We start from the raw sequence: 11,960 nt of genomic DNA, 5'->3' as shown, positions 1-11,960 counted from the left end.
TCAAGGCAGTGGGATCTCCAGGCTCACCGTGCCGCGCAGGTCGAGCCACGCTCGGTCGCGTCCGCGGACCAGCCGCAGCACGACCTCCTCGCAGTGCGGGCAGCGCGCCACGACGCCGGGCGCGTTCTGGTAGACGCGCAGGCTCGCCACGGATCCCTTGTACCCGCAGCCCGAGCACTGCCCGGTCGCGACGGTCAGGTCGACCGCGAAGATCTCCCGCAGGTCGCCTGCCAGCGCGTTGCCGTCCACGTGGGTCATCGGTGCTCTCCTGTCAGCCGAAGCGTTCCGTGCGGACGCGGCGGGGGTCGTGGCCGAGCGCCACGAAGATGTCGGACACCGTCTCGACGAACCCGGTCGGTCCGCACACGAAGACGTTCGGCGCGAAGTCGGCCGGCCAGGCGTGGGTGTTGAGCGTCGCGAGGCCCAGCCGTTTCGGTTCGGGCGCGCCTTCCGGTGCCTGGCGGGTGTGGACGAGGTGGACGTCGAGCCCGGCGTCCTCCCTCGCACGCCGCCGCAGCTCGTCGGCGTAGTAGACGTCATCGGGCGTGCGCACCGAGTAGATCAGCCGGAACGGCACCCTGCTGCCCTCCGCGGCCCGCGTGCGGATCATCGCCATCAACGGCGCGATGCCCGAGCCGCCCGCCACGAGCGTCACCGGCGCCTGGTCGGTCGCGCGCCACACGAACCAGCCGCCGACCGGTCCGCGCAGCTCGATCCGGTCGCCCGGCGAGAGCACGTCGCACAGGTACGGCGACACCTCACCGTCCTCGACGCGCTGCACGCTCAGCTCGAACCGCTCCCCGTCCGGCGCCGAGGAGATCGAGTAGCTGCGCTGCACCGAGTAGCCGTCCTCGGCCGTGAGCCGGACGTCGACGTGCTGTCCCGGCAGGTGACCGGGCCAGCCGGGCACGTCGAACACCAGGCTCCGCGCGCTCCTCGTGATGTCGGTGGCTTCGGCCAGTTCGGCCTCCCGCCAGGTCAGTCGCCCTGATACCGCTGCTCGCGCCATGGGTCTCCGTAGTCGTGGTAGCCCGCGCTCTCCCAGAAGCCGGGTTCGTCCTCGAGCAGCAGCTGGATCCCGCGGACCCACTTCGCCGACTTCCAGAAGTACAGGTGCGGCACCAGCAGCCGCGCCGGTCCGCCGTGCTCGGGCGTCAGCTCGTCGTCGTCGTACCGGTACGCGATCCACGCCTGGCCGTCGATCAGGTCCTCGAGCGGCAGGTTCGTGGTGTAGCCGCCGTAGGACTGGACGAGCGCGAAGTCGGCGGCCGTCTCGACGTCCTCCAGCAGGACGTCCAGCGAGACGCCCTTCCAGCGGGTGCCGAGCTTCGACCACTTGGTGACGCAGTGGATGTCCGTCGTGATCTTCTCCGCGGGCAGCTCGATCAGCTGCTGCCACGACCAGTCGTAGCGCTGACCGGCCTCGGTGTTGATCGTGAACTGCCACCGGTCGGTCGTCACGCGCGGCGTCGGCCCCGCCGTGAGGACCGGGAAGTCCTCTGCCAGGTACTGACCGGGCGGCAGCTGCACGTCCTGTGACTGGCGTCGCCCGGTGAAACCGGGAGAGACGATTGGCATCGTGTCAGTAGACGACAGTGGCGGGCAGAACGCCACCGCTGATCATGGAGGTCACAGTGGACGTGCTCGTCGAGGTCACCGGCACGACGACCCTGATCCGGATGAACCGCCCGGACCGCCGCAACGCGGTCGACGGCCCGATGGCCGCCGCGCTGCGCGACGCCTTCCTGGCGTTCGAGGCGGACCCGTCGCAACGGGTGGCGGTGCTCGCCGGTGAGGGCGGGACGTTCTGCGCCGGGGCCGACCTCAGCGCCGTGGGAGATCCGGCGCGGCGCAACGAGCTCGATCCCGCCGGCGGTGGCTCCGGGCCGATGGGGCCCACTCGGTTGCGGCTGAGCAAGCCGTTGATAGCGGCGGTCAGCGGGTACGCCGTCGCCGGTGGGCTGGAGCTCGCCCTGCTGGCCGACCTGCGGGTGGTGGAGAGCGACGCGGTGTTCGGGGTGTTCTGCCGGCGGTGGGGCGTGCCGTTGATCGACGGCGGAACCGTGCGGCTCCCTCGGATCGTGGGGCTGGGGCGGGCGTTGGACCTGATCCTGACCGGGAGGCCGGTGGACGCTGCCGAGGCCTTGGCGATCGGGCTGGCGAACCGGGTGGTCGAGCCGGGGCGGGCGGTGGAGGCGGCGCTGGAGCTGGCCGGGCAGATCGCCGGGTTCCCGTTCGAGTGCGTGCTGGCCGATCGGGCTTCGACCTACGGCGGGCTGGACCTGCCGGTGGCGGAGGCGTTGCGGGCGGAGGGGGTGGCCGGGGTGCCGGTCGTGGCCCGGGAAGGGGTGGCCGGCGCCGCTCGGTTCGCGAGCGGCGCCGGACGGCACGGGGTGTTCGGTGCCGGCGGAGATCCGGGAGCCGGAACGCCGCCGGGTGCCTAGCGGAGGCGCCGGACGGTCAGGTCCGCGTTGCGCGCGATCTCCCGTTCGGTGAACTCCCCCTTCACCCACTGCTTCCTCGCGTACAGGCGCGCCTGGTCGGTGTGGTGCGGCGAGGCCGGGTCGGCGGACTGCCCATAGACCAGCAGCGAGCTCATCCGCGGCCCGTCCCGGGTCAGCTCTACCGCCATCACGAAGCTGGTGCCGTGCGGGATCTCCGGCACCACGCCCGGACGGGGCGGTCCGGGCACCGAGATCACGTTGAAGCACCCCTCCGGACCACGGCACCCGTGGACGGGAACACCTTCGTACTGCTGCACGGCGTCGAGCGGCACGTCCACCGCCACCCCGGCGGCCGCGAACGCCCGGACCGCCTCGGCGAACGCCCGCCGCACCCCGGGGTCGTCCGCGTTGACGCCACGCGGCGTGCGGACGGGGTCGGCCGGGTCGAACGGCACCTGCCACAGCTTCGTGCCCGGACGGCCCGTCAGGGTGATGAACGAGCGCCAGAAGTACGCGCCCCGGCTGGCTTCTCCGGTGTCGCCGGTGCCGGGCCAGGCCGCCAGCGCCGAGCAGGCCTCGCGGACGTCGACGAGTGCGCCGTCGAAGGCGGGCAGGGTCGGGTTCGCCTGGCACATCGCCACCACCGCGGCGCGGCCCTGCTCGGCGGTGAGGTTGCGGTTGCCCAGCATCGCGGATTCCAGAGTGGACAGCGAGAAGTCGTTGGCGCCGATCATGTCCAGGCCCAGGCGGGTGCGCGGGGAGCGTTCGGTGCCGACGTCGCCGACGATCGACGGGTAGCCGGTCAGCGGGGCGGCGGGGTTGGCGAGCCACGGGCTGTCGTTCATGTTGCTGACGTGGTCGCGGCGGATCAGCGTCGGCAGGCGGCCCGGGCCGAACCTGCCCGGCGTCACGGCGTCGGGGTCGGTGCCCCAGCCGCAGTCCGACCGGCTGCCGTCGAGCACCACCAGGCCGATGGGAACGTCGACGGCACAACGGGTGCGCTGGTCGTCGGTGACGTGCGGGACGACCTGGACGTCACCGTAGTAGGCGGTACCGGTGGCGTCCGAGGCGAGCGTGTTGACCCACGGCAGGGCCTGGTGCCGCACGAGCGCCTGGTGCAGGTCCGGCACGCTGCGGGCGCGGGCGAGGGCGAGCCACTGGTCGACGACCCGCAGGTTGCCCTGGTTGGCGTCGCGCAGCACGAACGCGCTGGTGTCCGTCCACGGCAACGCGCGGTCGTCCTCGACCACCGGGCCGTCCGGCGTGCGGTAGAGGGTGCGCGTGGTACCGCCGACGGTGACCTGTTCGGTGATCATGCGGTGCGTCTGGCCGTCCACGACGTAGCTGGTCGGGTCACCGGGGACGAGCGTGAGCCTCGACAACGTCATCGTGTGCGCCTCGGACGCCGTGTGGGTCCAGCCGAGCTTGTCGTTGTGGCCGATGACGACGAACGGCAAGCCGTACAGGCCCGCGCCGCTGACGTTGAGCACGCCGGGGATCGTGAGGTGCTGCTGGTAGAAGCGCCACGTGTCGGCCCAGTCGAAGTGCGGGTTGCCCAGCACCATGCCGCCACCGCTCACCGTCGCCTCACGGCCGAAGGCGATCCCGTTGCTGCCAGGACGTTCCCTCTCGGCACGTGCCGGTGCGGCGAGCGCGGTCCCGGGCGGCTGTGCCGAGACGAGCTGCTCCTGGAACCCCTCGCTGCCGGTCAGGCCCGCGACCTGGTGCACGCGCCGCCAGACGTCGATCTCGGTGATGGGCCGCGAGTACCGGGCACAGGCCGCGGGCAGGCCCCGCTCGGACAAGAAGCGGTTGAACCCGGCCACGTAACCACGGACCAGGTCGCGTGCCTGCTTCGACGGGCCGTGCGCCAGCGCACGTTCGACCACTCCGGACTGGTTGAGCCGCTGGTAGTACAGGTCGCCGGCCAGAGCCTCCTGCCCGAACCAGCGGGACCGCTCCGCCGCGAGCGTCACGACGATCTCCGCCATGACGCACGCGTTGTCCTCGGCGAACGCGTACCCGAGGCCCTGCCCGACGCCGCGGTGGTCCGGAGCGAGCACGTGCGGAATGCCGTACGAGGTCCGCCTGATCACCGTGCCGCCGGAGGCGACAGCGGGTGGGCTCGTGGCCAGAACCCCAGCGACCACAAGCGACAACGCCAACAACCGGCGCATGAGAATCCCCCTACTCGTTGTGCAGGACGGTGGCGATCGAGAGACGCGCCGCTCCCCTGGCCGGCACGACGGCGCCGAGCACGGCGATGACCACGCCGCTCACAGCCAGCAGTGCGAGCAACGGCGCGTGGTAGACGTTCATGAGGATGTCGACGGCGTCGGACTGGCCGGCGGCCGCCATCAGCGGCACGACGACCTGGTGCGCGGCGATGCCCACGGGCACGCCGATCACCCCGCCGAGCACGCCCAGCCCGCCCATGGACGTCACGAGCAACACGGTGACCTGGCGCGGTGTCATGCCGATCGACTTGAGCATGCCGAGGTCGCGGCGGCGTTCGCGGGCGTTGAGCACCACGGTGTTGAACACCCCGAGCGCCGCGACCCCGCCCAGCACGAGCGTCAGCACGACCGACGCGCTGACGATGATCACGGCGGTGGACGACGTGCCGTCCCGCGGGGGCAGGACGTGCAGTCCCGGATCGGCGGCCTCCACCGCGGCGGTGAACGCGTCACGCTCGGCGGTCGTCTGCACGACGTAGGAACTGGCGCGGGCACCGGGAGCGAGAACGTCCACTGTGGACCAGTCGGCGAAGATCTCGTCGGCGTTGTTGGTCAGCACGACCCCGACGATCCTCATCTGGGTCCGGTGTCCCCTGGCCTGCACGGTGATCGTGTCGTCCAGCTCGAACCCCCGCTGGTTCAGGAACCTCGACGGCACCGCGACCTGGCCAGGCCCGTCCGGCCAGTGCCCTCTCAGCACGCGAGGCCGGAACAGCGCGTCGCCGCGGTGGAGGTGGATCGTGGTCTCCTGGGTGCCGCCCGCGACCTCGGCGTCGACGCGGGTGGTCGCCAGCACCGCCTCGACCCCGGGCAGTGCGCGCAGCATCGCCTCGGCTTCGGCGTCGCCCAGTGCCGGCTGTGGACGGTCCTCCCGCGGAAGACGCTGAGGTGGAGCACCGGCGGGAGGACCGGCCAGCAGCTCGAAGTTGCCAGGTGTGGTGTAGTCGGGGCGGACGGCCTCGTTGTAGGCCGTGACCGACGTGGTCAGGCCGGTCGCGAGCGTCACGACCATGACGCCCAGCACGATCGACGCCAGGGTCAGCGCGCTGCGGCCGGCGCGGGCGAACGGCATCCCGAGGCCGAGGCTGACCGAGCGCGGCAACCTGGTGCCGCTCAGCCACCTCTGGATCCGCAACGCCCGGCCGGTGTGCACGGTGGTGCCCGCGCTGATCGCCCGCGCCGCCGGGAGTCCGCGCGCACGCAGGGCCGGGACGAGCGCGGCCGACGCCACCAGCACCGGCATTCCCAGCGCGGCGACGAGGTTCACCCACGGCGCGAAGCTCAGCTCGTCGACACCGAAGCCCTCGACCGCGTCCTGCACGATCGGCTTGGCGACGAGGTTCCCGGCCACCGTGCCGAGCAGGCAGCCCGCGACGGCCGGGATCGAGACCATCACCAGGTACACGGCCATCACCTGGTCCGGGGTGAAGCCGATGGCCTTGAGCATCCCGATGTGCCGCAGTCCCGCGACGACCGCGCCGCTCACGACGTTGGCGACGATCAGGACCGCGACGACCAGGCCGAGGATCCCGAAGATCAGCAGGAACGGGATGAACACGCCCAGCTCGGACGTCGCCCTGTCCTTGACCGTGAGGTGCGAGAGCGTGCCGAGCAGCGCGTCCTGCGGCAGGGTCGCGGTGAACGCCGCGACGTCCGCCGCGCCGGCCCTGTCGAGCCGGTAGAGCATCTGCACCGCGTTCGGCTTCAGGGCCTCGATCTGCGAGGGCGTGACCCAGGCGTCGGCGGTTCCCGTGACCGAGCGGGCGAACCCGACGACGGTCAGCGCCGGAAGTCCTGGGAGCTCGAGGCGGAAGCCCACGTCGATGCGGCCCTCGGTGTCCGGCGTGCGGTGCAGGACGATCTCGCCGGGCCGGGTGGCCCAGTTCCCCTTCCAGACCGTGAGGCGGTCGACCTGGCCGCCGGGCTCGGCGCGTCCGACGATGTTCAGGGTGCCCAGGAAGACGTCGCCGTCCGCGGTGTCCACTGTGGCCTGCCGGAACGGACCGGCCGACACTCCGCGGGCCAACTCGGCCCCGTCGACCTTCTCCGGGTCGAACTCGGCGGCCAGGTGTGCGCCCCGCTGCGTCGCGAAGGCCCGGTCGAACGGCGCGGCCGCCGCGTCCAGCAGGCCCAGTGCCATCACGAGCGTCGCGCTCGCCGCGCAGACCACGACACCGATCACGATCGTCTGCAGCTTGCGGCGGCGCACCGCCGCCCAGGCCGCGGACCACACCGCGGTCATGCCCGCTCCAGGCTGTTCTCGCGGGCGATCCGGCCGTCGGCGACCTCGATCAACCGGGTCGCGCACCGGGTGGCGAGGCGTTCGTCGTGGGTGACGAGCAGCAGCGTCTGGCCGATCTGGTTGAGGTCCAGCAGCAGATCCATGACCTGCTCACCGGACCTGCTGTCGAGGGCGCCGGTCGGTTCGTCGGCGAGCAGCAGGGCGGGGCGGTTCATCAACGCCCGCGCCACCGCGACGCGCTGCCGTTCGCCGCCGCTGAGCTGCGCGGGGTGGACGTTGCGCCGGCTGGAGATGCCGAGCTCGCCGAACAGCTCCAGTGCCCGCGCCCGTGCCTGGCCCGCCTTGGTGCCGGTGAGCTGGGCGGCGAGGGCGACGTTGTCGAGTGCCGAGAGGTCGTCCAGCAGGTTGAAGAACTGGAAGATCATGCCGACGCCCCGGCGGCGGAACAGCGCCAGCCCGGTCTCGCTCAGCCCTCCCAGGTCGGTGCCGTGCACGACGACCTGACCCGACGACGGGCGGTCGAGGCCCGCGATCATGTTGAGCAGCGTGGACTTGCCGCTGCCGGACGGTCCCATCACCGCCACTGCTTCCCCGGCGTGGACGGTGAGCGACACCCCGTCCAGCGCGGTCGAGTCGCTGTACTCCTTGCGCACGTTCGTCAGCTCGACGACGGCGTCTGCGTTCTGCATGGCGGCCATCCTGCTGATCGGCGGCCGCGGGAGCGTCAGCCTGCGGGGGTAACTCGCCCGCGGCGTCATCCCGGGGATGTAGTGCCTGCATCCGGGGTTTGATGTGCCGACGAGGAGCGTTCTGGGACAGTGACGGGGTGTGGGAGCTGGTGGTGGCCGTCGTCGCCTGCCTGGCCGCCGGGTACTTCGCGGTGCGGCTGGTCGCGGCTCGACGCGCGTACACCCGTGCGATGGAGGAACGTGGCTGGCTGCTGGAACGGGAACGGGAGTCCGCGGCACGCGGCGCCGTCGACGCCGAACGGGCCCGGATCGCACGGGAGCTGCACGACATCGTGAGCCACAACGTGAGCGTGATGGTGGTGCAGGCCGGAGCCGCGCGGCGGGTCCTGTCGACCGGCACCGAGGAGGTGACCGACGCGTTGCTGGCCGTGGAGAGCGCGGGCCGCGACACGATGGCCGAGCTGCGCCACATGCTGGGGTTGCTCGCACCGTCGGCCGACAGCGACGACCTGCTGGCGCCACAACCGGGTCTGAGCCGGCTGAGCTCGCTCGTCGACCGGATGTGCTTCGCCGGGCTGCCTGTCGAGGTGCGGATCTCCGGTGAGCCGCGGCCGTTGCCGTCCGGGGTCGACCTCACGGCGTACCGGATCGTGCAGGAGGCGCTGACGAACGCGTTGAAGCACGGCGACGGGGGGCAGGCGGAGGTGACGGTGCGGTACGCGGAGCACCACCTGCGCGTCGAGGTGCTCAACTCCGGGCCCAGCACGCTGACCGGCGACCGGGTGTCCTTTGAGGACGGACAGGGACGGGGGTTGCTCGGGTTGCGAGAACGGGTGGCGGCGCTGGGTGGCGATCTGGACGCCCGGCGGCGGCTCGGCGGCGGGTTCCGCGTCCGGGCGAAGATCCCGGTCGAGCGGCCGTGAGCGCGCCGCGGGTGGTGATCGCGGACGACCAGGCGTTCGTGCGCATCGGGTTCCGGATGATCCTGGGCACCGGCGGCGTCGAGGTCGTCGGCGAGGCGGCGGACGGCGCCGAGGCCGTGGCGGCGGTGCGGGACCTGCGGCCGGACGTCGTGCTGATGGACATCCGCATGCCGGGGATGGACGGACTGGAGGCGTGCCGTCGGATCATGCGCGAGCCGGGCGGGTGCCGGGTGCTGATGCTGACGACGTTCGACCTCGACCGCTACGTCTACGAGGCGCTCGCGGCGGGGGCGAGCGGGTTCCTGCTCAAGGACGTGACGCCGGAACACCTCGTCGCAGCCGTGCGGCTGATCGAGACCGGGGACGCGCTGCTCGCGCCGTCGATCACCCGCCGGCTGGTGGAACGGTTCGCGTCCGGCGTCTCCGCTCCCGCCGTGCACCGCGATCTGGCCACGTTGACACCACGGGAACGCGAGGTGCTCACGCTGGTCGGGAGCGGGCGGTCGAACTCCGAGATCGCGGGCCACCTCACGCTGAGCGAGGCGACGGTGAAGACGCACGTGGCGCGGATCTTCGCCAAGCTGGAGCTGCGGGACCGCGCGCAGGCCGTCGTCCTCGCCTACGAGACGGGGCTGGTCACGCCCGGCGGGTGAGCTCCCACGCGGTGATCTCGGTCCTGCTGCGCAGCCCGAGCTTCGCGAGGACGCTGCGGACGTGGGTCTCGACGGTGCGTTCGCTCAGGTGCAGGCGGGTCGCGATCTGGCGGTTGGTGAGGGCCTGCGCGACCAGGTCCACGACCTCGGACTCGCGCGGTGACAACGGATCCAGCGCCCGTTCCTCCGCCTGGAGCCGCCTGAGGAACCGGTCCGCCTCCGCCAGCCGGATCGGCATGTCCAGCGCGCGGAACTCGGCCGCCGCCTCGGTCGCGAGCGTCCGGGCCGCGGTGTGGTCGGTCAGGGCACGGGCGAGTCCGAGACGGCTCAGCGCGGCGAACGGCCGGGCGCCGATGCTGGCGTTCATCTCCAGGGCGAGCCGGTAGTGCTCCGCCGCGACCTCCGTGCGGCCGCAGGTCATGGCGAGGTCGCCGAGCTGGTGCGGGGTGGCGGCGGTGGAGAACACCGCGCCGGACCCGTCCGCGGCGAAGTGGGGCTCCAAAGTGGACAGAACGTCGTATACGCTCTCCGCCGTCTCGGCGTCGCCGAGCATGCAGGCGACCACACCGATCTGCCCGACCAGAGGCGCCCAGGTCGGGCCGACCTCCAGCGTCGCGGGCATCGCGCGGAACTCCTCGAACGTGGCGCGTGCCTGGTCGGTCTCGCCGAGCATCGCGTGCAGGAACGGCACGTACACGCGGGCCAGCGGGATGTCCCCGACCCGTTCGATGACCTCGAACGCCTCTCGCGCCGCCGCCTCGGCGATGCCGCCCTCGAGCTGTGCCAGTCCGTGCTGGAACGCGTAGTACATGCCCTTGGTCGCCGTGGCACCCATCCGTTCGGCCACGGCACGAGCGGTCTCGTTGCACTCCCGCGCCTTCGCGAGCTGCCCGGTCAACGACGCCCGCGTGGCGCGCAGGCGGTGCAGGTGCCACCAGGCCACGCCGTGCTGCCGTGCCGTCGCGAACTGCTCGACCAGGTCGAGCTGACGGTCCATCTCGGCCAGGTCGCCGGCCTGGATCGCCGCGTCGACGAGCCAGACGTGCCCCCACAGCTCGGCGTGCGGCTGCCGTGCGGTCGCGGCGAGTTCGACGGCACGGTTCGCCAGCGCGACCCGTTCGGTGCGGAACTGCGGCGCGCACAACGCGAGGTGGCGGGCGTGGATGCCGTCCAGCTCCGCGTCCGGGTCGCCGCTGCGCACGGCGAGTTCCAACGCCGTCGCGGACAACTCGCGCGCCCGCCCGCCTTCGCCGGTCGTGGTGGCCGCCATCGCCCGGCGGGCCAGGAGCCGGGACCTCGTCGCGGTCGCGTCCTGCGGGAGGTGTCGCAGGGCGGTCGCACAGAGCTGGTCGACGGCGGAGAGCAGGGCGCGGTCGCCCAGGCCGGTGATGACGAGGGCGGCCTGGGCGAGCAGCTCGGGGGTCCCGGACCGCTGGGCGAGGCGGGCGGCGTCGCGGCAGTGGCCGAGGCTGGAGTCGGTGTCACCCGCGAGGAACTCGGCGCGGGCGAGGTCGAGGGTGAGCTCCGCGGTCTTCTCCCCGGACGACGCGAGCGCGAGCTCCGCGAACCGGACCGCCTCGTCGTAGGCGAGTTCCGCTGTGGCGGCCCGCGCGGCCTCGGTCGCCCACCGGGTGCACTCCGCGGCGGCGTCCGTCCCGGCCGCGCGTCGCCACTGCGCCGCCACCTGTCCCGGCGCACCACCGCTGTGAGCGAGGGCCAGCGCGCAACGCCGGTGCAGGTCCGCGCGGACCGATGGCGCCAGGTCCTCGTAGACCGCGTCCCGGACGAGGGCGTGCGTGAACGCCAGCGAGCCGTCGTCGGTCTGCAGCACCCTGGCGGCGACGGCGTCGTCGAGCGTGGTCGCGGGGTCGGCCCCGGTGACGGCGGCGAGCAGAGCGGGGTCGATCCGCTCCCCCAGGACGCTGGCCACGCCGAGCACCTCACGGGCGTGCGGGCTCAGCCGTTCCAGCCGCGACAGCACCAGTCTGTGCAGCTCCGGCTGCCCCGCCACCTCACCGCTGTCGAGCAGCATCCGCACGTACAGCGGGTTGCCGCCGGTGCCGTCCACCAGCCGGGTCGCCAGCGCCTCCGGGTCCGCGGCCGTCGTCGCCGTACGCACCCACCCGGCCACGTCACCGCTGGTCAGGCCGCTGAGGCGCAGGGTGCGGGTGGCCGGGGCGCGCATCAGATCGGACAGCTCGGCCTCGCGGTAGGTGGCGACGACCAGGATCCGGGCGCCGGGCAGCTCGGTGGCGAGGTGGGTCAGCAGCCGCAACGACGTGCGGTCGGCCCAGTGCAGGTCTTCCAGCACGAGCAGCAGCCCGCTGGGCGCGGCTTCCGCCACCAGCGCGTCCGCGGCGTCGGCGAACAGGGCGAACCGCGCCGAGTCGTCGGGGTCGTGTGCCACCGAGAGCACGCGGTGCAACGCGGGCAACGACCGGGCCAGGCGCCGCCACGGCCACAGCGGGGGCATCCCGGGATCGTCGACGGCGTGGCCGCGCGCGACCGGGACGCCGTACGTCCCGGCCATCTCGGCGACGGCGGAGGCCAGCCGCGTCTTGCCGATGCCCGCCTCGCCCCCGACCAGCACGAGCCGACCGGCACCGCCCCCTGCCGCGACGAGGCTCGCCCTCAGCGAGGCCAGTTCGCGGTCGCGGCCGAAGATCGGGTGCTCCTCCACACCGCGAGTATCGCCGACCGGTGGCGGTTCAGTACCGGACTCCGTGCTGGCACGGATCCGCGTCGCGTCCCGCGAGCAGAGACTCGGTGCAC

10 protein-coding genes are annotated in these 11,960 nt (G+C 72.7%); 3 read left to right on the top strand and 7 right to left on the bottom strand.

Going from position 1 to position 11,960, the window contains the following annotated elements:
* The 3 genes from ACWF7A_RS09945 to ACWF7A_RS09935 are packed head-to-tail and all read right to left on the bottom strand — an operon-like array spanning position 1 to position 1,578.
* Complete coding sequence (locus ACWF7A_RS09945; protein WP_452250067.1) at positions 1–258, bottom strand: DUF6510 family protein; 258 nt, start codon at positions 256–258, stop codon at positions 1–3.
* Positions 259–271: 13 nt separating this feature from the next.
* Positions 272–1,009 (bottom strand): ferredoxin reductase, encoded by a 738-nt coding sequence (locus ACWF7A_RS09940; protein WP_452250066.1) that lies wholly within the window; start codon positions 1,007–1,009, stop codon positions 272–274.
* Positions 979–1,578 carry a sulfite oxidase-like oxidoreductase gene (locus tag ACWF7A_RS09935; protein ID WP_452250065.1) on the bottom strand — a complete coding sequence of 200 codons (600 nt, stop codon included), beginning with the start codon at positions 1,576–1,578 and terminating at the stop codon, positions 979–981. Before ACWF7A_RS09935 ends, ACWF7A_RS09940 begins: the two co-directional genes overlap by 31 nt.
* A 44-nt stretch (positions 1,579–1,622) precedes the next feature.
* On the opposite strand from ACWF7A_RS09935, the gene ACWF7A_RS09930 reads away from it, so the two are divergent.
* Complete coding sequence (locus ACWF7A_RS09930) at positions 1,623–2,444, top strand: crotonase/enoyl-CoA hydratase family protein (protein WP_452250161.1); 822 nt, start codon at positions 1,623–1,625, stop codon at positions 2,442–2,444.
* Here ACWF7A_RS09930 and ACWF7A_RS09925 read toward each other — a convergent pair.
* Genes ACWF7A_RS09925 through ACWF7A_RS09915 form a run of 3 tightly spaced genes read right to left on the bottom strand, consistent with a single transcriptional unit; the run spans position 2,441 to position 7,612 of the window.
* Positions 2,441–4,621, bottom strand: coding sequence for a penicillin acylase family protein (locus tag ACWF7A_RS09925; protein WP_452250064.1), 2,181 nt, complete (start codon positions 4,619–4,621; stop codon positions 2,441–2,443). The genes ACWF7A_RS09930 and ACWF7A_RS09925 overlap by 4 nt on opposite strands.
* Positions 4,622–4,631: 10 nt before the next feature.
* Positions 4,632–6,923, bottom strand: a complete 2,292-nt coding sequence (locus tag ACWF7A_RS09920) for an FtsX-like permease family protein (protein WP_452250063.1) — start codon at positions 6,921–6,923, stop codon at positions 4,632–4,634.
* Positions 6,920–7,612: an ABC transporter ATP-binding protein gene (locus tag ACWF7A_RS09915; RefSeq protein ID WP_452250062.1), complete on the bottom strand. Its 693-nt coding sequence runs from the start codon at positions 7,610–7,612 to the stop codon at positions 6,920–6,922. Before ACWF7A_RS09915 ends, ACWF7A_RS09920 begins: the two co-directional genes overlap by 4 nt.
* A gap of 137 nt (positions 7,613–7,749) precedes the next feature.
* Between ACWF7A_RS09915 and ACWF7A_RS09910 the strand changes: the two genes are divergently transcribed.
* Together ACWF7A_RS09910 and ACWF7A_RS09905 are read left to right on the top strand one after the other, a co-directional pair.
* The gene (locus ACWF7A_RS09910) at positions 7,750–8,535 is read left to right on the top strand and encodes a sensor histidine kinase (RefSeq protein ID WP_452250061.1); all 786 of its coding nucleotides are present in this window, start codon (positions 7,750–7,752) and stop codon (positions 8,533–8,535) included.
* A complete protein-coding gene (locus ACWF7A_RS09905) occupies positions 8,532–9,188 on the top strand; it encodes a response regulator (protein WP_452250060.1) in 657 nt (218 codons plus the stop codon). Before ACWF7A_RS09910 ends, ACWF7A_RS09905 begins: the two co-directional genes overlap by 4 nt.
* On the opposite strand, the gene ACWF7A_RS09900 is transcribed toward ACWF7A_RS09905, so the two are convergent.
* Positions 9,172–11,868 carry an ATP-binding protein gene (locus tag ACWF7A_RS09900; protein WP_452250059.1) on the bottom strand — a complete coding sequence of 899 codons (2,697 nt, stop codon included), beginning with the start codon at positions 11,866–11,868 and terminating at the stop codon, positions 9,172–9,174. The two genes, ACWF7A_RS09905 and ACWF7A_RS09900, sit on opposite strands and share 17 nt — an antisense overlap.
* Positions 11,869–11,960 lie beyond the last annotated feature (92 nt).

This window comes from Lentzea sp. NPDC055074 (assembly GCF_053608005.1).
Note: the sequence above shows the minus strand (reverse complement) of the source record. Positions and strands in the feature narration are given on the sequence as shown.

What these genes read in the sequence shown, in the direction of transcription:
- ACWF7A_RS09920 (WP_452250063.1), bottom strand. Translation starts at nt 6,923, where the DNA reads ATGACCGCGGTGTGGTCCGCGGCCTGGGCGGCGGTGCGCCGCCGCAAG.
- ACWF7A_RS09935 (WP_452250065.1), bottom strand. Translation starts at nt 1,578, where the DNA reads ATGCCAATCGTCTCTCCCGGTTTCACCGGGCGACGCCAGTCACAGGAC.
- ACWF7A_RS09925 (WP_452250064.1), bottom strand. Translation starts at nt 4,621, where the DNA reads ATGCGCCGGTTGTTGGCGTTGTCGCTTGTGGTCGCTGGGGTTCTGGCC.
- ACWF7A_RS09945 (WP_452250067.1), bottom strand. Translation starts at nt 258, where the DNA reads ATGACCCACGTGGACGGCAACGCGCTGGCAGGCGACCTGCGGGAGATC.
- ACWF7A_RS09930 (WP_452250161.1), top strand. Translation starts at nt 1,623, where the DNA reads ATGGAGGTCACAGTGGACGTGCTCGTCGAGGTCACCGGCACGACGACC.
- ACWF7A_RS09915 (WP_452250062.1), bottom strand. Translation starts at nt 7,612, where the DNA reads ATGCAGAACGCAGACGCCGTCGTCGAGCTGACGAACGTGCGCAAGGAG.
- ACWF7A_RS09940 (WP_452250066.1), bottom strand. Translation starts at nt 1,009, where the DNA reads ATGGCGCGAGCAGCGGTATCAGGGCGACTGACCTGGCGGGAGGCCGAA.